We start from the raw sequence: 24,614 nt of genomic DNA on the forward strand, positions 1-24,614 counted from the left end.
GCTACGACTCCTGTGGGGGGCGGCCATTGTCCTGGGGTTCGCCGTTCAAGGGAAGGCGAAAGAAGCGTATTGCCGTTTCGCTGGTCGCCCGACCCAGCTCGGCTTCGTCGTTGCTGCGCCAGTGGGCGATCTCGCGCACGATCCACGGCAGCAGGGCAGGCTCGTTGCGCCTGCCCTTGAGTTTGGCAGGTAAATCGCGCGGTAGCAGGTAGGGGCAGTCGGTTTCCACCATCAGGCGCTCGAGGGGGATCTCCTTCACCAGCTCGCGCAGGTGATGGCCACGACGCTCGTCGCAGATCCAGCCGGTCAGGCCGATATGCAGGTCCAGATCGAGATAGCCGTGCAGGGTGTCGCGGTCGGCGGTGAAGCAGTGCACCACGGCATCGGCGATGTCGTCGCGCCAGGTCTTGAGCATTTCCCGCATGCGCCGGCCGGCGTCGCGCTCGTGGATGAACAGCGGCTTGCCACTCTCCGCGGCCAGCCCCAACTGGGCCTCGAAGGCGTGCTCCTGCTCGGCCGGGGTGGAGAAATTGCGGTTGAAGTCGAGGCCGCACTCGCCCACGGCCACCACCTCGGGGCGACGGTGGAGCTCGGCCATGCCCGCCGCCAGGTCGGTATCCCAGCGGCTGGCATCGTGGGGATGCACGCCGGCGGTGGCGTACACGCCCGGGAAGCGCTGGGCCAGCGCCACGGCCTGCTCGGCGTGAGCGAGATCGGTGCCGGTCACGATCAGCGTCGTGACGTTGGCGGCTCGCGAACGCTGCACGACCGCTTCGAGATCGCGGGCGAAGCTGTCATGGGTCAGATTGGCGCCGATGTCCACCAGCGGGGCAGGCGAGCGAAAGCGCAATGCCTCGGGCAGGAAGTCGTCGAAAGTGGCGTCGGTATCAGCCAATGGGAGCGCTCCTTTGCATCTTTCGCGCATTGTAACCAAAGCCACGGCAGGCCAGCCATGCGTTACACTAGCCGCCTCGATGAACGATGAGGTGAGCGCGTGACCCTGCTACGTCTGGAAAGCCTGCAACTGGCCTATGGTACCCATGTGCTGCTCGACGGCGCCGACCTGGTGCTGGAGAAAGGGGAGCGTCTGGCGCTGGTCGGGCGCAACGGTACCGGCAAGTCGACCCTGCTCAAGCTGGTGGCAGGGGAGATCCTGCCCGATGACGGCAGCATCTGGCGCGCCCCGGGACTGAAGATCGGCGTGCTGGAGCAGGATCTGCCATCCGCGTCAGGTGAAACCATCTTCGACGTGGTGGCCCAGGGCCTGCCTCAAGCCGGTGAGCTGCTGGCCGAGTACCATCATCTGGTGCAGGCGGCCGACCCCGACATGAAACGCATGGCGACCCTGCAGAGCCGTCTCGAGGCCATCGACGGCTGGTCTTTCCATCAGCGCATCGACGTGGTGCTGACCCGACTCGGGCTGCCCGCCGACGACCTGATGAGTTCGCTCTCCGGCGGCTGGCGCCGGCGCGTAGCGCTGGCCCGAGCGCTGGTGGCCGAGCCCGATCTACTGCTGCTCGACGAGCCCACCAACCACCTGGATCTCGACACCATTGCCTGGCTCGAGGAGCAACTGCTCGATTTCAACGGTGCGGTGCTGTTCATCACCCACGACCGGGCCTTCCTGTCGAAGCTGGCCACGACCATCCTCGAGCTCGATCGCGGCCGGCTGGGGCGCTATCCCGGGGATTACGCCAAGTACCAGCAGCAGAAAGCCCACGAGCTCGAGGTCGAGGCGCGGGAGAACGCCGAGTTCGACAAGAAGCTGGCCCAGGAGGAAGCCTGGATCCGCCAGGGCATCAAGGCGCGGCGCACACGCAACGAAGGCCGGGTGAGGGCGCTGGAGCAGCTGCGCCGCGAGCGCAGCCAGCGCCGCGAGGTGCAGGGCCGGGCCAGCTTCGGCGTGGATAGCGGTGAGCGCAGTGGCAAGCGTGTGGTCGAGCTGGCCGGCGTGTCTCATCGCTTCGGCGACGAGCTCATCCTGCAGAATCTCAATATCGAGATCCAGCGCGGCGATCGCATCGGCTTGATCGGGCGTAACGGTGCCGGCAAGACCACGCTGCTCAAGATCCTGCTCGGTGAGCTCGAGCCCAGCGAAGGCACGGTAAAGCTTGGCACCAACATCAAGGTGGCCTACTTCGACCAGCTGCGGGCTGGCCTCGAGCCGGAGAAGAGCGTCTACGACAACGTTGCCCAGGGTAGCGACCGAATCACCGTGGGCGGCAAGGACAAGCACGTCATCAGCTATCTGCAGGACTTCCTGTTCACCCCGGAGCGGGCGCGCCAGCCGGTCAAGGCACTCTCCGGCGGCGAGTCCAATCGGCTACTGCTGGCCAAGCTGTTCACCCAGCCGGCCAACGTGCTGGTGCTCGACGAGCCGACCAACGATCTCGACGTCGAGACCCTGGAGCTGCTCGAGGAGCTGCTGCTCGACTTCGACGGGACCCTGCTGCTGGTGTCCCACGACCGCGCCTTCATGGACAACGTGGTCACCGGCGTGCTGGCCTTCGAGGGCGACGGTGTGGTGCGTGAATACGTGGGTGGTTACAGCGACTGGGTGCGCCAGGGTGGCACCTTGCCGCCGGCCCCTTGGGAGGGCGCGGCGCGTCAGCAGGTCGAGCCCACGGCCAAGCCGATGGAGAAGGCGCCCGCCAGCCCGGTCCCCTCAGCGCCGCCGGCCAAGAAGCCCGCCAAGCTCTCCTACAAGCTGCAGCGCGAGCTCGATGCGCTGCCGGCCGAGATCGAGCGGCTCGAGGCCGAGGTGGCGGAGTACGAAGCCAGGGTGGGCGCCCCGGCGTTCTATCAGCAGGAGGCGGGGGTGGTGTCCGAGGTGCTGCAGGCGATGAGCGACAAGCAGGCCGAACTCGACGCCGCCATGGAGCGATGGATGGAGCTTGAAGCCCTCGCCGCAGGGGAGCAATAAAAAGAAACTCGACAGGAAGCGCTGTTTATCGTTACGAGCGAAGATAGGCTGGCTGCCGCCGGAGCGGAGCTACCGCAGTGTAGCCTGCTACATGAGGATAGCGACGGTCCGACGTATCGGCACCGCCGGCGGCCAGAATGGCTAGGTTCGTTCCCGACGAACCAACGCACTTCCCACATCCCTGTGGGTCGTCGAGCGCAGTAGATAAACAGGGTTTCCGCTACTCGGCGCTCTCGCCCTTTTTTCCTACCCTGACGGCGAGCACGTCGCACTGGGCGCCGTGCAGTACCCCGGTGGAGGTGGAGCCGAGCAGCAGGGCGAAGCCGTGCCGGCCATGGGAGCCGACCACGATCAGGTCGACGCCGTGTTCCTCGGCAAAGCGGTGGATCTCGGTATCCGGCATGCCCACCAGGACGTGCTGGTTCTCCTTGGCCACGTGGGGGTCGGCAATTTCGGCCAGGCGCTGCTTGGCATGCTCGTCGAGCTGATCCTGGATGCTGGTCAGATCCATGGGAATGTCGCCGCCGTAGGCGAAGCCTAGCGGTTCGAGGGTATGCATGATCGACAGTTTGGCCTGGTTGCGCTCGGCGATCTGCAAGGCGCGTTCGAGCACCTTGTGGGAATCCTTGGTCAGGTCCACGGCGACCAGGATGTGGCGGTACTCATTGCTCATGTCAGACTCCTGCGAAGCGGCACGATATGATTGATATGCCTTAACTCTAGGACGCCTGACGAACCAAGACAACGACTTGCGTCAAGAAACGGAGATAGCGATGGTCTGGGTAGTAATCGTGGCGGCGCTTTTGCTTATGATTTCGCCGGTGATGTGGCTCAAGCCAAGCGCAAGGCAGCGCCGGCTGGCGCCGCTGCGTAGCGCGGCGACCAAAGCCGGGGTCAAGGTCGTCATGGAGAAGCCGCCGCTGCATGGTATCGACACGCCCATGCCGGGCTATCGCTGGAGCTACCCCAGCGATAGCCCGGGGCCGCGATTCGTGTTGGTGAGGGCAAGCGAGGCCAGCGACGTGCTCGAGCCCTGCGTGGCCGACTGGCGCTGGCGCATCGAGCCTCTCCGGCCGCTGCCGGAAGCGGCTCGTCGACCTCTCGAGGCGCTGCTGATGCGCCTGCCACAGGATGCGCTGGTCGTCGAATCCAGCGAGTTCGCCATCACCCTGTGGTGGTGGGAGTCGCAGACGGCCGAGCGCTTCCTTACCTACGTCGAGGATTTCCGGTCGCTGCGTGATGCCCTGGCCGGCTACGCCGATCACCCCGGAGCCCGGCGCGCTTTCGGTGAGAAGTCGCCGGGCAACTGAGCTCAGCCATCGCTCTCTCTGGCCTGGATCGCCAGACCGTTGTTCTCGATGTGCTCCAACAGGGCGTCGAGCTGCCGGATCTCTTCCTCGCTGAGGCCTGCCAGCATTTCGCGCCGCGCCTGATTCACCACATCGTCGATCTTCTCCAGCAGCGGCGTAGCCGCTTGCGTCAGAAAGACTCGCTTGGTGCGCCGGTCCTGATCGCAGGGACAGCGTTCGATCAGCCCCTGCTCGGAGAGCTGGTCGAGGGTGCGGACCAGGGAAGGCGCTTCCACGCCTATCGCCCGTGCCAGGTCGCACTGAGGCTGCCCATCGCCTAGCCGCCATAGATGGTAGAGCGTGATCCAGCGGGTCTGGGTCAGACCCAGCGGCGCCAGGCGCCGGTCGATGATGGCCCGCCACTGCCGGGGCAGGCGGGACAGCCGGAAGCCGATGTTCTGGTGCATGGGACTCCGCAATAATATCGTTGAATTTGTCGAATTGTCCGGACCCCTTGCGTGTAATGCAACTTGTCTGGCGAAAATGCACCTGGAGCGGCATGGCGGCAGACCGTCGCTTCCTGGCCGACGCGGCTCCGTCCGGTGCGGCTCCTGCCACTGCAGCGACTATGCTGTCAGCCAGCTCTGCTGACTTTCATGACCAACCGTGGCGGTCGCTACGGCCAACAAAGCATCTCCAGGGGCTTGACGTGCCGGCTGGAGTGGACCAAGCTTTCCCCAATCAAACGGCCGTATGAAATCTGGCACTCCGCCAACGCCAACCTCTGTGTGGAGATTCGTGGATGATCTATCAAGGCAACGCCATCACGGTGGCCCGCGGTACCAACAACGGGGGCGACGATGTCGCCATGCTCACCTTCGATCTGAAGGATGAATCCATCAACAAGCTGTCCAGCGCCGTGATCGCCGAGCTCGACGATGCTGTCCAGGCGATTCGCGCCGAGAGCGGGCTCAAGGGGCTGGTGATCGGCAGCGCCAAGGAGTCGTTCATCGTCGGTGCCGACATCACCGAATTCCAGACCATGTTCGGCAAGGGGGGCGAGTTCCTCGAGTCGATGCTGATGAAGGTGCATGACATCTTCAACGCCATCGAAGACCTGCCGTTCCCCACGGTGACAGCGATCAACGGCCTGGCGCTGGGTGGCGGCTGCGAGGTCACGCTGACCACCGATTTCCGGGTGATGGGTGATAAGGCCAAGATCGGCCTGCCCGAAACCAAGCTGGGAATCTTGCCCGGCTGGGGCGGCTGCGTGCGCCTGTCGCGCATGATCGGCTCGGACAATGCAGTCGAGTGGATTGCCGGCGGCACCGAGAATCGCGCCGACGCCGCGCTCAAGGTCGGGGCGGTGGACGCCGTGGTGCCGAACGATCAGCTCGAGGCGGCGGCGCTGGACATCCTGGCGCGTGCCAATGCCGGTGAGCTCGACTACCAGGCGCGCCGCGCCGAGAAGACCGGCCCGCTCAAGCTCAATGCCATCGAGCAGATGATGGCCTTCGAGACCGCCAAGGGGTTCGTGGCCGGCAAGGCCGGGCCGCACTACCCGGCGCCCATCGAGGCGATCAAGGCGATTCAGAAGGGTGCCGGCGAGGAGCGGGCCCGGGCCCAGGCCATCGAGGCCAAGGCCTTCGCCAAGCTGGCCATGACCGACGTGGCCTTCAACCTGGTCGGCCTGTTCATGAACGACCAGGTGGTCAAGAAGAAAGCCGGCAAGTTCGAGAAGCAAGCCAAGGCGGTTAAGCAAACCGCCGTGCTGGGCGCCGGCATCATGGGCGGAGGTATCGCCTACCAGAGCGCATCCAAGGGCACCCCGATCCTGATGAAGGACATCAAGGAGGAGGCCGTCGAGCTGGGGCTCAAGGAGTCGCGCAAGCTGTTCGCCAAGCAGGTGGAGCGGGGCAAGCTGACCACCGAGCAGATGGCCGAGAAACTGACCCTGATCCGTCCGACGCTCTCCTACGGCGACTTCGGCCACGTCGACCTGGTCGTCGAGGCGGTGGTGGAGAACCCCAAGGTCAAGGACGCGGTGCTGACCGAAGTGGAAGGCCTGGTGAGCGAGGACACCATCCTCACCTCCAACACCTCGACCATCTCGATCACCCGCCTGGCGCAGAACCTCAAGCGTCCCGAGAACTTCTGCGGTATGCACTTCTTCAACCCGGTGCACCGCATGCCGCTGGTCGAAGTCATCCGCGGCGAGAAGACCGGTGACGCCGCCGTGGCCGCCACCGTGGCCTACGCCCGGGCCATGGGCAAGACGCCGATCGTGGTCAACGACTGCCCCGGCTTCCTCGTCAACCGCGTGCTGTTCCCCTACTTCGGCGGTTTCAGCCTGCTGGTGGAGCAGGGGGCTGACTTCCAGCGCGTCGACAAGGTGATGGAGAAGTTCGGCTGGCCCATGGGCCCCGCTTACCTGCTCGACGTGGTGGGCATGGATACCGCCGTGCACGCCAACGAAGTGATGGCGGAAGGCTTCCCGGACCGTATGGCTCGCGACGGCAAGACGGCGATCCAGGTGATGTACGAGAACGAGCGCCTGGGGCAGAAGAACGACAAGGGCTTCTACGCCTACGAGGAAGACAAGAAGGGCAAGCCGAAGAAGGTCAGCGACGACAAGGCCTACGAACTGGTCAAGCAGGTGGTGGTCAGCGAGAAGGAGTTCTCCGACGAGGAGATCATCGCGCGCATGATGGTGCCGCTGTGCCTGGAGACGGTGCGCTGTCTCGAGGACGACATCGTCGAGACGCCGGCCGAGGCCGATATGGCGCTGATCTACGGCATCGGTTTCCCGCCGTTCCGTGGTGGCGCGCTACGCTACATCGATGCCATGGGCGTGGCCGAGTTCGTCAAGCTGGCCGACGGCCTTGCCGAGGAGCTGGGGCCGCTCTACGCCCCCACCGACAAGCTGCGCAAGATGACCGAATCCGGCGAGCGTTTCTATCCCAGCCAGGCCCAGGGCTGAACCCACCACGAGCAGGAGGTAAGTTGAAATGAGTTTGAATCCGAGAGACATCGTGGTGGTCGACGGCGTCCGCACTGCCATGGCCAAGGCCAAGAACGGCGCCTTCCGCAACGTGCGCGCCGAGAACCTCTCCGCCGCGGTGATGCAGGCACTGTTCGATCGCAATGCCAACCTCGACCCGGCCGAAGTCGACGACGTGATCTGGGGCTGCGTCAACCAGACCCTCGAGCAGTCGATGAACATCGCGCGTAATGCGGCGATCATGACCGGCATTCCGCGCACGGTGCCGGCCCAGACGGTCAACCGTCTGTGTGGCTCCTCGATGACCGCGCTGCACATCGCCGCGGCCAACATCAAGGCCGGTATGGGCGACTTCTATGTCATCGGCGGCGTCGAGCATATGGAGCACGTGCCCATGGCTCACGGGGTCGACGTCAACCCGGCGGCCAGCAAGTACGCCGCCAAGGCCGCCATGATGATGGGCCTGACCGCCGAGCTGCTGGGCAAGATGCATGGCGTCACCCGAGAGGATCAGGACAAGTTCGGCGTGCGTTCGCACCAGCGCGCCGCCGCGGCCAGCGACAAGGGCTATTTCGACAACGAGATCGTCGGGGTCGAAGGCCACGACGAACGTGGCTTCCGCCAGCTGGTCAAGCGCGATGAAGTCATCCGCATCGACGCCAGCCTGGAGGATATGGCCAAGCTCAAGCCGGTGTTCGATCCGCGCGGCGGTACCGTCTCGGCCGGTACTTCCTCGGCGCTCTCGGTCGGCGCTTCCGCCATGGCGATCATGAGCTACGAGCGTGCCCGTGCGCTGGGGCTCGAGCCCATTGCCCGGGTGCTCTCCACCGGCGTGGCCGGCTGCGACGCCTCGATCATGGGCTATGGCCCGGTGCCGGCTTCGAAGAAGGCGCTCAAGGCCGCCGGTCTCTCTGCCCAGGACATTCAGACCGTCGAGCTCAACGAGGCCTTCGCCGCCCAGGCGATCCCGGTACTCAAGGACCTGGGTTTCCTCGAGGCCATGGACGAGAAGGTCAACCTCAACGGCGGTGCCATCGCCCTGGGCCACCCGCTGGGCTGCTCCGGGTCGCGTATCTGCACCACGCTGCTCAACGTGATGCGCCAGCAGGACACCACCCTGGGGCTCGCCACCATGTGTATCGGCATGGGGCAGGGTGTGGCGACCGTTTTCGAGCGCCTGAAGTAAACGCCTGATGAAATAAGTACCGCTATGACCGACGGCCCCGTCCACAAGGACGGGGCCGTCGGCGTTTGTTGCGTTGACGTTCTGGTGCGTGAACAATAAGATTCATTTTGTATGCTTCTTTTAACTGCTGCGAGGTGATTCCCGTGGAGCGGCTCAAGAATCTGTTCAAGAAAGACAAGGCGCAAGACATGCAGGTCGTGCAGGGCTTCGAGCCCGATGCACAGACGGCACCGGCAGCGGGTGCAGACGTTTCGGGAAGTTCCGCCCCCGATACCGCCAAGAAGGCCAAGCATGGGCAGCCCGGCACCTGCTGCGGATCATGCAGTAACTGAACGACGACCGCTAGCCACGTCAAACGGCTATGCCTTGGGGCATAGCCGTTTTTGCACGAGAAAGCCAAGCCTTAGCCGGATACGCTACAGCACGCCGGCCTCGAGTCCTGCCGCCAGGTAGAGGCCAAGCTCCTCGACCTGCGCGATGAAGTCGTCCTGCCACTCGCCGCGCAGGATCAGCGGCTCCTGCACCCAGCGCCAGCGTAGCCCGGTGACGATGCTCTCCACCGCGCGGCGTGTACCGGTGCCGTCATGGCCGGCGCGAACGTAGAGTGCGCAGGGCAGGCCCTGTTTCTGCTCCAGCACGGGGTAGTAGCTGCGGTCGAAGAAGTCCTTCAGCGCGCCGCTCATGTAGCCGAGGTTCTCGGTGGTACCGAGCAGAATGGCATCGCAGTTCAGCACGTCATCCGGGCCGGCCTCGAGCGGGGCCTTGACGGTAACTTCGATGCTATCGATATCCAGATGGCATGCGCCGCGCTGGGCGGCGTCCCGCAGTTGACGGGTATTGGGCGATGGCGCGTGGGCCACGATCAGCAGACGTTTCATGTTTGACAGTCTAACGGCTTTTTCCGACGCTGTTTCGGCACCTTCCGTATTCGTCAGGCAGGAGGAAACACGCACATGGCCTTTGCTCTTTCGAACATGCAACTGGAAAGCTCCGCCTTCGAGGCCCACGGGGCCATCCCTACCAAGCATACCGGCGAGGGCGACGATGTTTCGCCACCGCTGAGCTGGCGCGATGCTCCCGAGGGTACCAAGGGGTACGCGATCGTCTGCCATGATCCCGATGCGCCCCTCGTCCAGCACGGCAGCTACGGCTTCGTGCACTGGCTGCTCTACAACCTGCCGGGTTCGACCACGTCGCTAGGCGAAGGCAGCAGCGACGGCACCCGTGGCAAGAACGATTTCGGCAAGGTGGGTTATGCCGGCCCCATGCCGCCGGAAGGGCACGGTGTGCACCACTACTACTTCTGGGTGCTGGCGCTGGACAAGCCCACCGACCTGCCCGAGGGGCTGGGGCTGGGTGAGTTGCTCAAGCAGCTCGAGCCCCACCTGCTCGGCATGAACCGCCTGATCGGTACCTACCGGCGCGGCTGATTCATCACCGTCCATGGCGGTGGGCGGGCGGCAATAGTCCACCGCTGTTCCAGCACGGAGACGACGTTTCCGTGCTTGGCCGCATTTCTAGCTGCGTGACTAGCTGCGAGCGGCGCCTCGAGTGCACCGTCTGTTAGTCGCTGCGCGCTTACGTCCAATTTTCCTTGCGCAATGGGCGGATACAAACTCGCTTTGCATGCAAACCTTTCCGGGTCTAGGTTGGTTCATTACCAGTTCGGATGACTGGCGTTTCGCTTGGATCAAGGAGGAGCATGCGATGAAGAAGGATGTTCAGGATCTGTTCCCGACGCGCTTGGAACGCAAGTTGGGAATGTTCGAACGTATCGACCCCGTGATATTTACCGATGAAGCGGAGCGTAGCGCTGGGCCTCTCAGCGAGGCGCAGGTACGCGAGTATGAAGAGAAGGGGTTCCTGTCGTTCGAGGGCTTTTTCGAACGCGAAGAGATGGAAGCCTTCATGCAGGAACTGCGTGAGTACGAGCAGGACGAGGACCTCAAGCTTTCCGAGGGCACCATTCTGGAGCCGGGCCGTGAGGAGATCCGCTCGATCTTCGGCATTCATGAAGTCTCGGAGCGCTTCAGTCGCCTGACGCGGGATCCGCGACTGCTGGCGATGGTCGAGCAACTGCTAGGCAAGGGTATCTACATTCACCAGTCGAGGATCAACTACAAGCCCGGCTTCAAGGGCAAGGGCTTCGATTGGCACTCAGACTTCGAGACCTGGCACAGCGAGGATGGCATGCCTCGCATGCGCTCGCTGAGCTGCTCGATCATCCTGACCGACAACGGTGAGTTCAATGGACCCTTGATGCTGATTCCCGGCTCTCATCGCTACTTCGTGCCTTGCGTTGGACGCACGCCGACGGACAACTACAAGGAGTCGCTCAAGAGCCAGGATGTCGGCGTGCCCGACAATGCCAGCCTGCGTGAACTGATGCTCAAGGGCGATATCGAGGCGCCCAAGGGCTCGGCGGGTACGCTGGTGATGTTCGAGTGCAACACCATGCACGGCTCCAACATCAACATGTCGTGCTGGCCACGCAGCAATCTCTTCTTCGTCTACAACAGTGTCGAGAACGGGCTGATGAATCCGTTCTGCGGCAACCGCCCGCGCCCCGAGTTCCTGGCCAATCGTAGCGACTGGAATCCGCTGGAGCCGGTTGGCTGAGCCACGTTCTGCTGACGTCGGCAGGTGTGATTCTCGTGTGAACTTACGGCATTCGCCCCGCTTGCGGGGCGAATGGCTTCAGCATAGCGCCCTGACGCGCAGACGAACGTAATCGGCCGTCCAGTTGCCATGGCTGTCGCGCAGGCTCGGTGCCAGCAGGGCCAGGGCGTCATTGAGTATCGCTTCGCGCAAGTATTCATCCAGGCCATGGAGAAAGGGGGCGGCGAAGGTGTCGAGCCAGCCGGTCATGCCCGTTGGCAGGCGCGTTGGGCGTGGAATCAGCTCAATGCTCTCGACCGTGAAACCTACCGCTTCCAGGCTATCGGTGTACTCCTCGACGGTGGGGAAGAACCAAGGGAAGCGGGCTCTTCCGCTAATTCCCCGCGCCTGCAGCGCCGCCAGCATGGCGGTGCAGATGGCAGCAACGTTGCCATGGCCGCCAAACTCGGCGACGAAACGGCCATTCGGTTTCAGCGCACGGTGGAGGCTGGCCAGGACGGCCTCGTGATTGAGCATCCAGTGAAGGGCGGCGTTGCTGAATACCGCATCGAATTCATGTTCGAAGGGCAGGTTGTGGGCATCCATGAGACGAGCGTCGAGGCCTCGCGCCTTGGCGGCGGCGACCATGTCGGGGGATGAGTCGATGCCGACCACGGTGGCACCCGCTTTCACCAACGACTCGGTCAGGGAGCCGTCGCCGCAGCCCACGTCGAGGATGCGCTCGCCGGGGCGGGGAGCAAGCAGTTTCGCCACCTCGCCGCCCAGGGTGGAGACGAAATCGGCATTGTGCATGTAGGCGGCCGCGTTCCATTGCTGGCCTGGGGCGTTATGCGGAGATTCGGTCATGGTATGCCCCCTCTCTGGTCTTGAGCCTCATTCTCATCTTACGCCACCCTGAGGCTTTCGGCACCGGCAGCCATGCTCTGCCCACGGCGACACGGTGCGTCACAAGGATAGCTCCCCACGGGCTGCCAGCTCCTGGGGCAGTAGGGCCGCATAGACGGCGGCATGGATCGGTGTTTCGACGCCAACCGCTCGGCCCAGACGGACCACCGCGCCATTCTGCGACTCCAGTTCGGAGGGTTCGCCGGCGAGAATATCGCGCTGCATCGAAGAGGTGCTGTCTGCCGGCATGGCATCGATGAACTGCATGGCTCGCGACACGGCGTCGCCGGGGAAGGCAACGCCATGGCCATGGGCCACCTGATGGATCTCCTCCAGCATGCCCTGGATCAGGGCGCGCGTTTCGGGCAACTGCCGCGTCACACCGATGGGCGCCCGGCACAGGCTGCCAATGCCGCTCATGGCGCAGATGAAGAGGAACTTGCTCCATTGCGCGACGACGATGTCGTCTGGTATCTCTGCGTTGACGCCATGCGCCTTGTCGAATGCCGCCTTGAGACGTGCGGTGCGCTCGCTGGTGTGATTGTCGCGCTCGCCGAAGCGCACGAAGGGATCTACGCCGGCATGGCGAATGTGTCCCGGTGCTTCGCGCCAGGCCAGGATGCCGCACAGCCCTTCGAGCACCGGCGCCTCGCCGAGCACCTCGGCCAATATGTCGGCGGCCTCGACGCCGTTTTCCAGTGGCAGGACCAGGGTGTCAGGCCCGACCAGCGGACGGATGGCTTCCGCCGCCTCGCGCACCTGCCACGCCTTGACGGCCACGATCACGCAATCCACCTCTCCCAGCGTGGCTGGATCGTCGGTGGTCTTGACCGGCTTCACCACCACATCACCCTTGATGCTGCTCACGTGAAGTCCGTCGCGCTGCATGGCGGCCAGATGTCGACCGCGAGCAATGAAAGTGACGTCCTCGCCGGCTTCGGCCAGGCGTGCACCGAAATAGCCGCCGACACCGCCGCTACCCATGATGGCGAACTTCATGCTGTCTCCTTTCCATTGCAGGTGTAACGAATGGTGTTACTCGGAGCATAGCGGCAAAGCAGCGATTGGGTGATCTCCAGGTTGTGGCGGCGGAGCTTGCCCTGGATCATGGGTGCCCGTCGTGGCGCTGCACAGGCTGAAGCAAATAAGGCAGACTGATACATCGACCAGCCGAAGACGGGCGCCACATGAGCGACACTCGACCCACTAATACGACCAGAAACGCGACTGGCGGAGAAACGGGATTGCCCCTGGCGCTGTGTCGCGTGGCGATCGACACCTATCGTGAAAACGTCGCTTACCTGCACCGCGAGTGCGACCTTTACCGCGCCGAGGGGTTTCAGGCGCTTTCCAAGGTGGAAGTTCGTGCCAATGGCAAGCGGATACTGGCCACGCTGAACGTGGTGGATGACGTGGCCATCGTCGGCCATACCCAGCTCGGCCTGTCCGAAGATGCCTTCGCGCTGCTTGGGGCGGCGGAGGGGCATCCGGTCAGCGTTTCCCAGGCGGAGCCACCCGTCTCGATCCCGGCCCTGCGGCGCAAGATCGCCGGCGAGCGCCTGACGCGACGGGATTTTCGCGAGATCGTGCAGGACATTGCCGAGCTGCGCTATTCGAAAATCGAACTGACGGCCTTCGTGGTGGCCTGCGAACTGGGCGAGCTGGATCGCGAGGAGATCTTCTATCTCAGCGACGCCATGGGCAGGGTGGGGCGCCGGCTCGACTGGCACGAGCATCCGGTGGTGGACAAACACTGCATCGGGGGCATACCGGGCAATCGCACTTCCATGCTGGTGGTGCCCATCGTGGCGGCACACGGCCTGCTGTGCCCCAAGACCTCGTCGCGGGCGATCACTTCGCCATCCGGCACCGCCGATACCATGGAGGTCCTGGCGAAGGTCGAAGTCCCGTTCGACGAGCTGGGTGAGTTGGTGCGTACTCACCGCGGCTGCGTGGCCTGGGGCGGCACCAGTGAGCTGTCGCCGGCCGATGACGTGCTGATTGCGGTGGAGCGTCCGCTCTCCATCGATTCGCCGGGACAGATGGTGGCCTCCATTCTGTCCAAGAAGATCGCGGCGGGCTCCACCCACCTGCTGCTCGATATTCCGGTAGGGCCGCATGCCAAGGTGCGCAGCATGCCCGAGGCGCGTCGGCTGCGTAAGCTGTTCGAGTTCGTGGCAGGGCGCATGGGGCTGGTGCTCGACGTGGTGATCACCGACGGCAGCCAGCCGATCGGGCGCGGCATCGGCCCGGTGCTGGAAGCCCGCGACGTGATGCGAGTCCTCACCAACCATCCCGACGCGCCCATGGACCTGCGTCAGAAATCGCTGCGCCTGGCGGGCCGAATGCTGGAGTTCGACCCCGACATCCGCGGTGGCGACGGCTTCGGCATTGCGCGTGACATTCTCGACTCCGGGCGTGCCCTGGAGAAGATGCAGGCGATCATTCGGGCCCAGGGCGAGAAGCCCTTCGATCTCGACGCTCCCGAGCTGGCACCGCACCGTTTCGAAGTACTGGCGCCCCGGGCGGGTGTCGTCACCGCTATCGACAATCTTCGCCTGGCCAGAATCGCACGCCTGGCCGGTGCCCCCAAGGCCAGCGGCGCGGGGGTCGATCTGCTGGCCCGGATCGGCGACCGTGTCGAGCAGGATCAGCCGCTCTACCGGGTCCATGCGGCCTATCGCAGCGAACACGGCTTCGCTCTCCAATGCAGTGAGCGCGACAGTGGCTTCGATATCGGCCAACCTGACGAGATACAACGCCTGAACGTGGAGTTCTGATGCAAGTGAGCCTGCTCTATTTCGACGAAGAGTCTCACGCTGCGAAGCGCTTGGCGGCGGCAGTCGGCATCGAAGCGCTGCGTATGCAACGTCACCGCTTTCCCGATGAGGAGCTGTGCCTGCGTCTGCCGGCCATCGAGCTGCCGGAATGTCTGGTCATCTATCGCAGCCTGGATCGGCCCAACGACAAGCTGGTCGAACTCATGCTGCTGGCTCGTCACGCGCGTGAGCGAGGCGTCAAGCGCCTGGTGCTGGTCGCCCCCTATCTGGCCTACATGCGCCAGGACATCGCCTTCAACCCCGGCGAGCTGGTCAGTCAGCGGTTGGTCGGCGGCTTCATTGCCGAGCTGTTCGATGCGCTGATCACCGTCGACCCGCATCTGCACCGTATCGAACGCCTCGAGCAGGCGGTGCCGCTGCACTGGGCGGTTGCGCTCTCTGCAGCGCCGGCGCTGGCCCAGGCCATCGCCGAACGGCGCCATGATGCGTTGCTGCTGGGGCCCGACGCAGAGTCGGCGCAGTGGGTGGAAAGTGCCGCACGCGCGACGGGACTGACGTACGGTGTGTGTACCAAGCAGCGCCATGGCGACCGTGACGTCGAGATTGCGTTGCCCGAGCTGGCCCTTGCCGGTCGACGGATCGTGCTGCTGGATGACATTGCCAGCTCGGGGCGTACCCTGGCCCAGGCGGCGAGACGAGTGCTGGCCGCCGGTGCTGCCGGTGTGGACGTGGCGGTGACACATGCCCTGTTTGCCGGCGATGCGTTGAGCGTGATTCGTCAGGCCGGGGTGGAAGAGGTCTGGAGTACCGACAGCATCCCCCACCAGAGTAACGCCGTGATCCTGGCGCCGGCACTGGCGGTGGCCCTCGGGGAAGTACTCGATGCAGGCTGAGCGCGGCCCTTGCCAGCCCATGGACGTTTGACGCATGAGGGCTGGTCATCGGCCGCACAACAGCGTAAAACGCAGCAGCTCATAGTCAGTGAGCAATCCATCGTACTCAGTGAGCAATTCAGATCCAGTGAGAGAATACGCTATGCCAAGTTCCAGACTGACGGGCGCGCTGATCCTGCTGCTGTTCCTGAATGGGTGTGCCGGCCCTTCTCGGTCGCCCGCCCCGCAGGAGGCCCCGGCTTCCGAGCAGGTCGAGCAGGTCACCACGCCGCCGCCCGTGGCGATGAGCGGTACCACGCGGGAAGACCGCTTTTGGGTTCCCCCGCACTTCGCTTCGCAAGACGATGAAATCCACTACTACATCAGCCGTCTGGCCGACAGGCGCTTCATCGACGTGTATGGCGGTGAGGAGCACCCGCGTGTGTGGTACATCGCCGCGGAGCAGCTGGGGCAGATCGGCGAGCCCGCGGTGCCGATGCTGTATGCGCTGATCGGCACAGACAACCAGTATGAACTCATGCTGGTGCTCTACGCGCTGCAGCTGGCGACCCAGGATCCGCAGCTCATGGCGCAAACCGACGGGGACTACGTTCGTCTTGGCGAAACGCTCAGTGAGAGCGCCAATGCCGAGAACCGAGAGCTGGCCCTGGCGTGGTGGGAGCGGCATGGCTGGCGCTGGCAATGAGGATGCAGCGTGAGCCCAGGATGGCATCGGTGACCGAGACCGCCTGCGCCGATGGGTGTTGACGGGCAGTCTTTCACGGCATCTGCTAAGGTCACCGCAACGCCGGGCACGCCTTGCCAAAAGGAGAGCGTTTCAGATGGACCATTACATGCAAGCGGCTATCGAGGAGGCCCGCAAGGGGCTTGCCGAAGGTGGCATTCCCATCGGCTCGGTGCTGGTGCACCAGGGCGAGATCATTGGACATGGGCACAACCGTCGAGTGCAGGCGGGCAGCACGGTACTGCATGGCGAGATGGATGCGCTGGAGAATGCCGGCAGGCTGCCGGCATCGGTCTATCGCAACTGCACGCTCTATACGACGCTTTCGCCCTGCCCCATGTGCAGCGGGGCCATTCTGCTGTATGGCATCCCGCGCGTGGTGATCGGCGAAAACCAGACGTTTCTCGGTGAAGAGGAGCTGCTGCGCTCTCGGGGTGTGGCGGTCGAGGTGCTGCAGCTCGAAGAGTGCATCGAGCTGATGACGCACTTCATCGAATCGGCTCCCGAACTGTGGAACGAGGACATCGGCGAGTAGGTGCATCTCTGTCATGAAACTGTCACACAGGATGGTTACCGTTCGCCAGCAGTCATCTGGGTGTCATGCATCCGTCACATTTCCTGCAGAGAGTAAGTGGCCCTTTCATGTCGAAACCACCTCCTTCTTCCAGCGGAACGCAACGCGCAGCACTGGCTCGTGAGCCGGTGCGTGAAGTGCCGGCCTGGATGCGCGGCATCTATGCTGGCCTATGTCTCTATCTCTTCCTGGCGGCCCTGAACGTCCTTGGTGCGGGCCTCGGCACCTTCGGCCGGGCCAGCGATTTCCTGACCCAGCTCTTCGCCTACGGTGAGAATCCCTTCATCGCGCTGCTGGCCGGCGTGCTGGTCACCATGATCGTGCAGAGTTCCTCGTTCACGTCGGCACTGATCGTGACCCTGGTGGCGAGCGGCGAGATGACCCTCGGCACCGCGGTCTTCGCCATCATGGGCGCCAACATCGGCACTGCGGTGACCGGGGTGATCGTGGCGCTGGCCAACATGCGCATCAAGCGCAACTTCCGACGCTCCTTCACCGCGGCGTTAATGCACGACTTCTTCAATATTCTGACCGTGCTGGTGGTGTTCCCGCTGGAGTTCGTCAGTGGCCTGTTCCACGAGGCGGGGCGAGGCATCTTCTCCCGGCTGGCGGGCTGGCTGGCCGACCTGATCGGCCTCGACGAGGTGGCACGACCCAACAGTCCGATCAAGTTGATCACCCAGCCGGTCGTGGATCTGTTCAATATGATCGGCGGCTGGCTGACACCCACGCTGGCCGCTCAGGGGCTGCTAGTGGCCGGGCTGGGGCTGCTGCTGATGTTCGTTGCCCTGATCTTCATGGTGCAAAACCTGCGCGGTGCACTACTGCGGCACATGGACGGGCTGTTCCGTACCTATTTCTTCCGCAGCGACCTGCGCGCTTATGGCGTTGGCCTGGTCTCCACCGTACTGGTGCAGTCGAGCACCATCACCAGCAGCCTGATGGTGCCCCTCGCCGGCGCTGGCGTGGTGCGGCTGCGTCGGGTACTGCCGTTCATGATGGGGGCCAACCTGGGCACGACCGTGACCAGCGTGCTGGCGGCTACCGCCAATCCGGTGGCGGCGGCCATGACCGTGGCGCTGTTCCATGTCATGTTCAACCTGACCGGTACCGCCATCTGGTGGCCGCTGCGCTATATTCCGCTCAAGGTGGCCACCTGGTACGGCAAGCTGGCGGCTCGCCAGACCCGCTATGCCTTCATTTTTCTGATTGGCGTGTTCCTGGTGATCCCCCTGCTGGGAATCGGTGCCGTCGAACTGTTCACGAGCCTGCGCTGAGCGCGGTATTTCAGGAGTTTCCTCGATGTTTCGTCAGCTATTCAGCGCCTTGACCTCAGAAAACACCATCAATCTCGCCTTTGAGGATCTCACCCAGATGCTGCGCGACGGCGCCTGGATGTTCGATCGGGCCAACGAGGTACTGCACAGCACGGCGCCCGCCGATGAAGTGCGCCAGCCGCTCTATGAGCGCGACCGCAGCATCAATGAACTCGAGCGCTCCATACGGCGCAAGGTGTTGCGTCACCTGACGGTCAACCCGGGCCACGACGTGGCGATCTGCCTGGCCTTGATGAGCGTGGCCAAGGACGCCGAACGGATCGGCGACTACTGCAAGAACGTCTTCGAGGTCGGCCACTTCTACCGCGAAGGCTTCCACGTCACCAAGTACCAGGAGCCGCTGGACCGCATCGCTGCTCAGGTGGCGGAGATGTTCGGCATGGTCATCAAGTCGGCGCAGCAATCCGACGAATCCAGTGCGCGTAAGGCCCTGGCGCTGGCTCGCGAGGTGCGCCCGCACTGCGACCGATTGATCGAGGAGCTGTTCCGTGATGAGGACCGGGTGGAGTTTCACGAGGCCGTGGCCTACTCGCTGCTGGCGCGTCACTACAAGCGCGTGGCGGCTCATCTGGCCAATATTGCCACCGCGGCTCTCGGTCGCCTCGAAGATCTCGATTTCTACTCCGACGAGGACGAATCCGAGGCTTGATTCGACAGGCAGGCGGGCAGGCTGTCACGCAGCGAGCGCGGCAGGATATCCAGGTCGGCGAAGGTGCCAACGCCTTCGCCGACCGTATTGTCTTCACTCATCATGAAGACCTGGTCGCGGGTCAGCGGCGAGCCGGGTAGCGGCGCTGCCAGCAGGGCGGCCAGGTGCCATAGCGGGAAGGGTATGGTAAGCAACGGGCGCTCGCGCTCCAGCTGTGCCTGCAGCAGGTTCACCGCGTCGCGATAGGGCAGCACGTCCGGGCCGCCCAGCTCGAACAGGCGGCGCTCGGGAGGATTGGCGCCCAGCAGCTTGGCGATGGCACGGGCAACGTCCACCACGTGCACCGGTTGCAGGCGGGTCTGGCCGTGCCCGAACAGCGGTATCACCGGCAGTCGCGTCAAGCCCGCCAGGCGCGTGATGAAGGCGTCGCCGGCGCCGAACATCACGCTGGGGCGCACGATCACCGCCTTGGGGTACTCTTCGACCACCTTCGCTTCCCCGCGTCCCCGTGCGCTGACATAGCGTGAGCGCGACGTCGGGCTTGCGCCGATGCCGGAAAGCTGGATGAACGTCTCCACGCCAGACACCCGGGCCAGGCGCGCCATGCGGCCGGCCCCCTCGACATGAATGTCGTCGAAGCTCAGTCCGGCGCTCTCCACATAGAGGCTCACGGCATTGACCGCGCCGCTGGCGCCCTCGAGCGCCCGGCCGACATCGGCTTCGCTGCGAACATCGGTTTCCAGCGGCTCCAGCGGATCGCCCGACTCGGCCCAGTCAGGCAGCGTCGGGTGACGAGCCGCGATACGCACGGAGTGCCCGGCTTCGACCAATTCACGAACGATCCGAGTGCCCAGAAAGCCGGTCCCGCCGAATACGGTGATCGGGGCCTTTGTCATGTCTTCTCCATCTCATCGTTTAGCGCCTGAACCGTCTTGCTGAGGCAAGCCTCACTGGATAGGTAGGGCGCCGTTCTCCTTGATCGTACGGATCGAGAAGTTGCTGTCCACGGCGCTGACCGCCGTCAGCTGACGGAACTGTCTCAGCCAGTGCTCGAAAGTGTCGATATCGGTGGTGATGACCTGGAGCAGGTAGTCGAAGTGGCCGGAAACGCTATGGCACTGAATCACTTCCGGCATGGCACCAACGGCGTGTTCGAAGTGCTCGACCTGTTCCCGCTGGTGCTGGTCGAGGCGTACCTGGACGAAACTGGTCACCGCCAGGTCGAGGAGTGTCTTGTCCAGCTCGGCGCGATAGCGCGTGATCAGTCCTGCCTGCTCTAGCCTGCGGATGCGGCGAGCGCACGGAGAAGGGGAGAGGTTCACGAACTCTGCCAGTTCGGCAGTGGTCAGACGGGCGTCCTGCTGCAGGGCTTCAAGCAGCATGCGGTCAATGCGGTCGATTTTGAGGTTACGCATGGGGTGCCTCGTCAATGTGGCGTTTAGTGGTTCCTTGGCCGATACCGCTAACCATTATTGCAAGTCTGGCGAATGCGGCCCGCGCTCGCCAGTTTCCAGACAAATACGAGACGCAACTGGGGGTTTGCGTCATGCGAAAGAGCCTGAGGCGGGGATGAGGTGGGAACAAAAGGGCAAAGCGTTGAGGGCGATGAGGGTGACATACTCTCATCTTGCATACACTTCATGAGTCATAGTCGGTAGTCTCAGTTGAGTTAATCCGTGCTCAGTCGAATTAGCTAGGAGGTCGTCATGACAGCCATTAGCCGCGCTGTGCGAGCCTGGCGTGCCGTGGAGAGGCGGTGGCAGTCATGGCCGCCCTCCGTGCGTCAGGCCAGTCGGATAATGATCCTGGTAGCTCTGCTGGCTCTGGGTACCTTGATCGTCTATGCCACTGGCGGGACACGCTATGCCTATCCCTACCTGATGCTGATACCGGTATTGCTGGCAGGTGCCTGGTATACCTGGCGCGGTTCGCTGCTCGTCGCGCTGTCGGCCGGTCTGCTGATGGCGGCGATGCCGCTGACGGTGGCCACCGGGGAGGCCCAGGCCACCCTCAACTGGATAATCCGTCTGTGTCTTTACCTGGCCATCGGTGCCTTTGCCGGGGGCCTGTTCGAGCGGCTCAGGCAGAGCCATCTCAAGCTCAAGCTGGCCTCGCGAACCGATCCGCGCGCAGGTCTGCCCAACGAGATCGCTCTGGAGGAGGACCTGTCACGCCCGCTGAAGGCCCCGCCGCGGCTGGATGGACGCAGCGCGGGAGTGATCCTGGTGCGTATCGAGGACATTACCGAGATCATGGAGGCGCTGGGAGCAGACGCCTGCGATGACCTGATACTGGCCATCGATCGGCGCCTTGTTCAGTTAGGGCCCAACCTGCTGGGATGTTATCGGGTGAGTGGAGCCGAGTTGGTCCTGCTGCTGTGGCCAGTCGGGCTCGATGAGCTCAACCGGATCGCCGCCCGCGTGGTGGAACTGGGGGAGGACAATCTGGTGGCCCTCGGGGTTCCCTTGCGGGTTCAACTGGTGCTGGGCAGCGCGCTGCAGAAGTCGCCCGATGATACGCCTGGCAGCCTGGTGCGCGAGGCGCGTATCGCCATGCTGGCCGCTACGGAGAAGCAGCGCTCCTATTGCCACTTCCAGCCTGTCTTCGCTCGCCGCGGTGTACAGAACGTCAGGTTGATTGCACGGGTGCGCCGCAGCTTGGCCAAAGGGGAGTTCGAGCTGCACTATCAGCCCAAGCTGGGTCTTGCCGACGGTGAGGTGACGGGCTTCGAAGGGCTCATTCGCTGGCGTGACGAGCAGGGCAACCTGATTCCCCCCGGGATGTTCATGCCGAAGGTGGAAAACACTACCTTGATCGCACCGGTCACCCGCTTCGTGGCCACTGAGGCATGCCGTTTCGCCATGCGTCATGAGCAGCGTGTCAGCATCAATTTCTCGGTGCGCAACCTGATGGACGATGCGCTACTGGAAGAGCTGGGCGAGCATGTCCGGCAGTCAGGCATGGAGCCGTCGCGGCTGGAAGTGGAGATCACCGAGAGCGCGCTGGTGCATGATCTCTTTGCCGCCAAGCGGGCCTTGGAGCGTATTCGCAGCTGCGGGATCCGGGTCAGCATCGACGACTTCGGTACCGGCTTTTCCTCCTTCGAGTACCTGCGTCACCTGCCTCTCACGGGACTCAAGATCGATCGTGCCTTCGTCGAGGGCCTGGAGCACGATCGGCGGGCGCGCAAGCTGATGGCCTGTCTGATCGATGTGGGGCATGCGCTCGATCTTGAGGTAACCGCAGAAGGCGTCGAGACCCAGGAGCAGCACCGGCTGCTGCAGGAGATGGGCTGTGACCAGGCCCAGGGCTTTCTCTATGCCAAGGCGCTTCCCGCGGAGGAGGTGCTGACCTGGCATCGTGAGCGCGAACGGTCTTCCCTCAGAAGTTCTCTTCCGGCATCAGCCGACAGTCGTCTCAAATAGGAATGATTCTATTTAATGATGGCATTGGCGCCGAACGTGCCGGTATCTCACTGCTTGCAAGGCCCTTTTCTTTCGTGGGACTTCACATCGAATCCATACAGGACTAAAATGGTCCCAAATGGAGCGATGGCACTACTTCGCATCGTGAGACCCAGGAGTCAGGCATGCTGAAGCTTTCCCGGCTGACCGATTACGCCGCCGTGATCCTGGCGCAGATCGCCCGGCATCCCGAGCAGCCCCATGCGGCGACGGAGCTGGCCGAGACCGTGCAGTTGCCGCATCCCACGGTCAGCAAGACCCTGAAGATGCTGGTCAAGGCGGGGCTGCTGGAGTCGCGCCGCGGTGCCCAGGGCGGCTACTCCCTGGCGCGTCCGGCGTCACGCATCACCGCCATCGACATCATCACCGCCATCGAGGGACCGGTGGCGATGACCGAATGCAGTCACGCCGAGGGCGATTGCGACCTTCTCGCCACCTGCGGCGTGTCGGACAACTGGCAGCGCGTGTCGCTGGCCGTGCGCACCCTGCTCGACAGCGTGACCCTGGCCCATCTGGCCGACAGCGCACCGATCAAGCTGCCTGTGCAGCTACCCATACAGAGCGTGAGCCTGGCCGCGGATACGGCCTGAGCCAGCGAACCGGATACATTACCCGAGGCGAGTACGCTCGCCGGCCCAACCGCCCGGGAGGGGAGAGACCATGGCAAGTCAGGAAATGGAACAGCTGGTCCGTCGCGAATACAAAGAGGGATTCGTGACGGACATCGAGAGCGAGACGGTACCGCCGGGGCTCGACGAGAGCGTGATCGCCTTCATTTCCAACAAGAAGGGTGAGCCCGAGTGGATGCTCGAGTGGCGTCTCAAGGCCTACCATCAGTGGCTCAAGATGAAGGAGCCTTCCTGGGCGCATCTGGACTATCCGCCCATCGATTACCAGGCGATCTCCTACTACAGCGCGCCCAAGCGCCCCGAGGATCGTCCGCAGAGCCTCGACGAGGTCGACCCCAAGCTGCTCGAGACCTATGAGAAGCTGGGCATTCCGCTGCACGAGCGGGCCGCCCTGGCCGGCGTGGCGGTGGATGCGGTGTTCGACTCCGTGTCGGTGACCACCACCTTCAAGGAGAAGCTGCACGAGGCGGGGGTGATCTTCTGCTCCATCTCCGAGGCGATCCGCGATTACCCGGAGCTGATCAAGCAGTACCTGGGCACGGTGGTGCCGGTAGCTGACAACTACTTCGCCGCGCTCAACTCGGCGGTGTTCACCGACGGCTCCTTCGTGTTCGTGCCCAAGGGCGTGACCTGCCCCATGGAGCTCTCCACCTATTTCCGCATCAACGCCGCCAACACCGGCCAGTTCGAGCGCACCTTGATCATCTGCGAAGAGGGCGCCCAGGTCTCGTACCTGGAGGGCTGTACCGCGCCGATGCGTGACGAGAACCAGCTTCATGCGGCCGTGGTCGAGCTGGTGGCGCTGGACGACGCCTACATCAAGTACTCCACGGTGCAGAACTGGTACCCCGGCGACGAGGACGGCAAAGGCGGTATCTACAATTTCGTCACCAAGCGCGGCGACTGCCGCGGCGACCGTTCGCGCATCAGCTGGACTCAGGTCGAGACCGGCTCCGCCATCACCTGGAAGTACCCCTCCTGCGTGCTGCGCGGCAAGGACAGCATCGGCGAGTTCTACTCTGTGGCGGTGACCAACGGTCGTCAGCAGGCCGATACCGGCACCAAGATGATCCATATCGGCGAGGGCACGCGCTCCTACATCGTTTCCAAGGGCATCTCCGCCGGGCGCAGCAACCAGTCCTACCGCGGGTTGGTCAAGATCGGGCCGCGGGCCAAGGGGGCGCGCAACTTCACCCAGTGCGACTCGCTGCTGATCGGCGACCAGTGCGGGGCGCATACCTTCCCCTATCAGGAGATCGGCAACAGCACCGCGACCATCGAGCACGAGGCGACCACCTCGAAGATCGGCGAGGACCAGCTGTTCTACTGTCAGAGCCGCGGTATCTCCGAGGAGGATGCGGTGAGCATGATCGTCAACGGCTTCTGCAAGGACGTGTTCCAGGAGCTGCCGATGGAGTTCGCCGTCGAGGCCGAGGCGCTCCTGAACGTCACCCTGGAAGGCGCCGTCGGTTGAAGCGCTTTGGCTAAGGAAACGGCTGCGCGACGCCTGTACGGCGTTGAGCGCGGATTCGAGAATGCTCATTTACAGTCGTAAACTCCGCTTCTCTCTTCCGCGCTCGCCTTGTCCAGACGTCGCTCGCTCGTTTCGCTGGGCTGGTGGAAATCAATTTTTTCGGGTCGCGTTGGCGGCTCGCCAGAAT

At 63.8% G+C, this 24,614-nt stretch carries 24 protein-coding genes; 16 read left to right on the forward strand and 8 right to left on the reverse strand.

The genetic code is table 11. The features are described 5' to 3' along the window. Window position 1 precedes the first annotated feature (1 nt). Entirely contained in the window at window positions 2-925 is a 924-nt protein-coding gene (locus HOP53_RS00080; protein WP_234267929.1) for a TatD family hydrolase, read from the reverse strand. 69 nt (window positions 926-994) lie between these two features. Between HOP53_RS00080 and HOP53_RS00085 the strand changes: the two genes are divergently transcribed. Continuing rightward, the gene (locus HOP53_RS00085) at window positions 995-2,923 is read left to right on the forward strand and encodes an ATP-binding cassette domain-containing protein (RefSeq protein WP_234267932.1); all 1,929 of its coding nucleotides are present in this window, start codon (window positions 995-997) and stop codon (window positions 2,921-2,923) included. A gap of 220 nt (window positions 2,924-3,143) precedes the next feature. On the opposite strand, the gene HOP53_RS00090 is transcribed toward HOP53_RS00085, so the two are convergent. Then, complete coding sequence (locus HOP53_RS00090; protein ID WP_086510724.1) at window positions 3,144-3,596, reverse strand: universal stress protein; 453 nt, start codon at window positions 3,594-3,596, stop codon at window positions 3,144-3,146. 100 nt (window positions 3,597-3,696) lie between these two features. Between HOP53_RS00090 and HOP53_RS00095 the strand changes: the two genes are divergently transcribed. Continuing rightward, a complete protein-coding gene (locus HOP53_RS00095) occupies window positions 3,697-4,233 on the forward strand; it encodes a preprotein translocase subunit YajC (RefSeq protein WP_234267935.1) in 537 nt (178 codons plus the stop codon). Between the two features lie 2 nt (window positions 4,234-4,235). Here HOP53_RS00095 and slyA read toward each other — a convergent pair whose 3' ends face one another. Next, on the reverse strand, window positions 4,236-4,679 hold the full coding sequence (gene slyA, locus HOP53_RS00100; RefSeq protein ID WP_234267939.1) for a transcriptional regulator SlyA: 444 nt from the start codon (window positions 4,677-4,679) through the stop codon (window positions 4,236-4,238). 335 nt (window positions 4,680-5,014) lie between these two features. Here slyA and fadB point away from each other — a divergent pair, with 335 nt between their 5' ends. The 3 genes from fadB to HOP53_RS00115 all read left to right on the forward strand — a co-directional run bounded on the left by fadB (window position 5,015) and on the right by HOP53_RS00115 (window position 8,731). Further along, complete coding sequence (gene fadB, locus HOP53_RS00105) at window positions 5,015-7,192, forward strand: fatty acid oxidation complex subunit alpha FadB (protein WP_234267943.1); 2,178 nt, start codon at window positions 5,015-5,017, stop codon at window positions 7,190-7,192. 28 nt (window positions 7,193-7,220) lie between these two features. Beyond that, a complete protein-coding gene (fadA, locus tag HOP53_RS00110) occupies window positions 7,221-8,399 on the forward strand; it encodes an acetyl-CoA C-acyltransferase FadA (protein ID WP_191224425.1) in 1,179 nt (392 codons plus the stop codon). Between the two features lie 143 nt (window positions 8,400-8,542). Next, window positions 8,543-8,731: a CCGSCS motif protein gene (locus tag HOP53_RS00115; protein WP_234267945.1), complete on the forward strand. Its 189-nt coding sequence runs from the start codon at window positions 8,543-8,545 to the stop codon at window positions 8,729-8,731. Between the two features lie 84 nt (window positions 8,732-8,815). Here the strand turns inward: HOP53_RS00115 and HOP53_RS00120 are convergent, their stop codons facing one another. Further along, window positions 8,816-9,277: a flavodoxin family protein gene (locus tag HOP53_RS00120; protein WP_234267947.1), complete on the reverse strand. Its 462-nt coding sequence runs from the start codon at window positions 9,275-9,277 to the stop codon at window positions 8,816-8,818. A 75-nt stretch (window positions 9,278-9,352) separates the two neighbouring features. Here HOP53_RS00120 and HOP53_RS00125 point away from each other — a divergent pair, with 75 nt between their 5' ends. Together HOP53_RS00125 and thpD are read left to right on the forward strand one after the other, a co-directional pair. Then, window positions 9,353-9,829 carry a YbhB/YbcL family Raf kinase inhibitor-like protein gene (locus tag HOP53_RS00125; protein ID WP_234267951.1) on the forward strand — a complete coding sequence of 159 codons (477 nt, stop codon included), beginning with the start codon at window positions 9,353-9,355 and terminating at the stop codon, window positions 9,827-9,829. A gap of 277 nt (window positions 9,830-10,106) precedes the next feature. After that, window positions 10,107-11,018, forward strand: a complete 912-nt coding sequence (thpD, locus tag HOP53_RS00130) for an ectoine hydroxylase (protein ID WP_234267953.1) — start codon at window positions 10,107-10,109, stop codon at window positions 11,016-11,018. A gap of 78 nt (window positions 11,019-11,096) precedes the next feature. Here thpD and HOP53_RS00135 read toward each other — a convergent pair whose 3' ends face one another. Together HOP53_RS00135 and HOP53_RS00140 are read right to left on the reverse strand one after the other, a co-directional pair. Then, entirely contained in the window at window positions 11,097-11,864 is a 768-nt protein-coding gene (locus HOP53_RS00135) for a class I SAM-dependent methyltransferase (RefSeq protein ID WP_234267957.1), read from the reverse strand. A gap of 99 nt (window positions 11,865-11,963) precedes the next feature. Then, window positions 11,964-12,902: a 2-dehydropantoate 2-reductase gene (locus HOP53_RS00140; protein ID WP_234267960.1), complete on the reverse strand. Its 939-nt coding sequence runs from the start codon at window positions 12,900-12,902 to the stop codon at window positions 11,964-11,966. Window positions 12,903-13,147: 245 nt separating this feature from the next. Between HOP53_RS00140 and HOP53_RS00145 the strand changes: the two genes are divergently transcribed. The 6 genes from HOP53_RS00145 to HOP53_RS00170 all read left to right on the forward strand — a co-directional run bounded on the left by HOP53_RS00145 (window position 13,148) and on the right by HOP53_RS00170 (window position 18,860). Beyond that, window positions 13,148-14,683: a thymidine phosphorylase family protein gene (locus tag HOP53_RS00145; protein ID WP_234267961.1), complete on the forward strand. Its 1,536-nt coding sequence runs from the start codon at window positions 13,148-13,150 to the stop codon at window positions 14,681-14,683. After that, window positions 14,683-15,576 carry a ribose-phosphate diphosphokinase gene (locus tag HOP53_RS00150; protein WP_234267963.1) on the forward strand — a complete coding sequence of 298 codons (894 nt, stop codon included), beginning with the start codon at window positions 14,683-14,685 and terminating at the stop codon, window positions 15,574-15,576. Before HOP53_RS00145 ends, HOP53_RS00150 begins: the two co-directional genes overlap by 1 nt. 142 nt (window positions 15,577-15,718) lie before the next feature. Then, on the forward strand, window positions 15,719-16,261 hold the full coding sequence (locus tag HOP53_RS00155; RefSeq protein WP_234267965.1) for a hypothetical protein: 543 nt from the start codon (window positions 15,719-15,721) through the stop codon (window positions 16,259-16,261). Window positions 16,262-16,397: 136 nt separating this feature from the next. Then, entirely contained in the window at window positions 16,398-16,835 is a 438-nt protein-coding gene (locus HOP53_RS00160) for a nucleoside deaminase (protein ID WP_234267966.1), read from the forward strand. 107 nt (window positions 16,836-16,942) lie between these two features. Next, window positions 16,943-18,151 (forward strand): Na/Pi cotransporter family protein, encoded by a 1,209-nt coding sequence (locus HOP53_RS00165; protein ID WP_234267970.1) that lies wholly within the window; start codon window positions 16,943-16,945, stop codon window positions 18,149-18,151. A gap of 25 nt (window positions 18,152-18,176) precedes the next feature. Next, window positions 18,177-18,860 (forward strand): phosphate signaling complex PhoU family protein, encoded by a 684-nt coding sequence (locus HOP53_RS00170; protein ID WP_234267973.1) that lies wholly within the window; start codon window positions 18,177-18,179, stop codon window positions 18,858-18,860. Here HOP53_RS00170 and HOP53_RS00175 read toward each other — a convergent pair. Continuing rightward, window positions 18,830-19,756, reverse strand: a complete 927-nt coding sequence (locus tag HOP53_RS00175) for a complex I NDUFA9 subunit family protein (protein WP_234267974.1) — start codon at window positions 19,754-19,756, stop codon at window positions 18,830-18,832. The two genes, HOP53_RS00170 and HOP53_RS00175, sit on opposite strands and share 31 nt — an antisense overlap. 51 nt (window positions 19,757-19,807) lie before the next feature. Beyond that, window positions 19,808-20,275 carry an Lrp/AsnC family transcriptional regulator gene (locus HOP53_RS00180; RefSeq protein ID WP_234267975.1) on the reverse strand — a complete coding sequence of 156 codons (468 nt, stop codon included), beginning with the start codon at window positions 20,273-20,275 and terminating at the stop codon, window positions 19,808-19,810. 291 nt (window positions 20,276-20,566) lie between these two features. Between HOP53_RS00180 and HOP53_RS00185 the strand changes: the two genes are divergently transcribed. The 3 genes from HOP53_RS00185 to sufB all read left to right on the forward strand — a co-directional run bounded on the left by HOP53_RS00185 (window position 20,567) and on the right by sufB (window position 24,427). Further along, entirely contained in the window at window positions 20,567-22,285 is a 1,719-nt protein-coding gene (locus tag HOP53_RS00185; protein WP_234267976.1) for a putative bifunctional diguanylate cyclase/phosphodiesterase, read from the forward strand. A gap of 164 nt (window positions 22,286-22,449) precedes the next feature. After that, window positions 22,450-22,914, forward strand: coding sequence for an SUF system Fe-S cluster assembly regulator (locus HOP53_RS00190; RefSeq protein ID WP_086510746.1), 465 nt, complete (start codon window positions 22,450-22,452; stop codon window positions 22,912-22,914). Window positions 22,915-22,984: 70 nt separating this feature from the next. After that, window positions 22,985-24,427 carry a Fe-S cluster assembly protein SufB gene (gene sufB, locus HOP53_RS00195; protein ID WP_234267977.1) on the forward strand — a complete coding sequence of 481 codons (1,443 nt, stop codon included), beginning with the start codon at window positions 22,985-22,987 and terminating at the stop codon, window positions 24,425-24,427. The last annotated feature ends 187 nt before the right edge of the window (window positions 24,428-24,614 follow it).

Source organism: Billgrantia ethanolica, from assembly GCF_021404305.1.
GTDB lineage: Bacteria > Pseudomonadota > Gammaproteobacteria > Pseudomonadales > Halomonadaceae > Halomonas > Halomonas ethanolica.

Coding starts and splice junctions, on each gene's coding strand:
- HOP53_RS00090 (WP_086510724.1), bottom strand. CDS start 3,596: ATGAGCAATGAGTACCGCCACATCCTGGTCGCCGTGGACCTGACCAAG.
- HOP53_RS00155 (WP_234267965.1), top strand. CDS start 15,719: ATGCCAAGTTCCAGACTGACGGGCGCGCTGATCCTGCTGCTGTTCCTG.
- HOP53_RS00080 (WP_234267929.1), bottom strand. CDS start 925: ATGCGCGAAAGATGCAAAGGAGCGCTCCCATTGGCTGATACCGACGCC.
- HOP53_RS00170 (WP_234267973.1), top strand. CDS start 18,177: ATGTTTCGTCAGCTATTCAGCGCCTTGACCTCAGAAAACACCATCAAT.
- HOP53_RS00175 (WP_234267974.1), bottom strand. CDS start 19,756: ATGACAAAGGCCCCGATCACCGTATTCGGCGGGACCGGCTTTCTGGGC.
- HOP53_RS00165 (WP_234267970.1), top strand. CDS start 16,943: ATGTCGAAACCACCTCCTTCTTCCAGCGGAACGCAACGCGCAGCACTG.
- HOP53_RS00160 (WP_234267966.1), top strand. CDS start 16,398: ATGGACCATTACATGCAAGCGGCTATCGAGGAGGCCCGCAAGGGGCTT.
- HOP53_RS00120 (WP_234267947.1), bottom strand. CDS start 9,277: ATGAAACGTCTGCTGATCGTGGCCCACGCGCCATCGCCCAATACCCGT.
- HOP53_RS00190 (WP_086510746.1), top strand. CDS start 22,450: ATGCTGAAGCTTTCCCGGCTGACCGATTACGCCGCCGTGATCCTGGCG.
- fadB (WP_234267943.1), top strand. CDS start 5,015: ATGATCTATCAAGGCAACGCCATCACGGTGGCCCGCGGTACCAACAAC.
- slyA (WP_234267939.1), bottom strand. CDS start 4,679: ATGCACCAGAACATCGGCTTCCGGCTGTCCCGCCTGCCCCGGCAGTGG.
- HOP53_RS00140 (WP_234267960.1), bottom strand. CDS start 12,902: ATGAAGTTCGCCATCATGGGTAGCGGCGGTGTCGGCGGCTATTTCGGT.
- HOP53_RS00180 (WP_234267975.1), bottom strand. CDS start 20,275: ATGCGTAACCTCAAAATCGACCGCATTGACCGCATGCTGCTTGAAGCC.
- HOP53_RS00185 (WP_234267976.1), top strand. CDS start 20,567: ATGACAGCCATTAGCCGCGCTGTGCGAGCCTGGCGTGCCGTGGAGAGG.
- HOP53_RS00095 (WP_234267935.1), top strand. CDS start 3,697: ATGGTCTGGGTAGTAATCGTGGCGGCGCTTTTGCTTATGATTTCGCCG.
- HOP53_RS00150 (WP_234267963.1), top strand. CDS start 14,683: ATGCAAGTGAGCCTGCTCTATTTCGACGAAGAGTCTCACGCTGCGAAG.
- thpD (WP_234267953.1), top strand. CDS start 10,107: ATGAAGAAGGATGTTCAGGATCTGTTCCCGACGCGCTTGGAACGCAAG.
- HOP53_RS00125 (WP_234267951.1), top strand. CDS start 9,353: ATGGCCTTTGCTCTTTCGAACATGCAACTGGAAAGCTCCGCCTTCGAG.
- fadA (WP_191224425.1), top strand. CDS start 7,221: ATGAGTTTGAATCCGAGAGACATCGTGGTGGTCGACGGCGTCCGCACT.
- HOP53_RS00135 (WP_234267957.1), bottom strand. CDS start 11,864: ATGACCGAATCTCCGCATAACGCCCCAGGCCAGCAATGGAACGCGGCC.
- sufB (WP_234267977.1), top strand. CDS start 22,985: ATGGCAAGTCAGGAAATGGAACAGCTGGTCCGTCGCGAATACAAAGAG.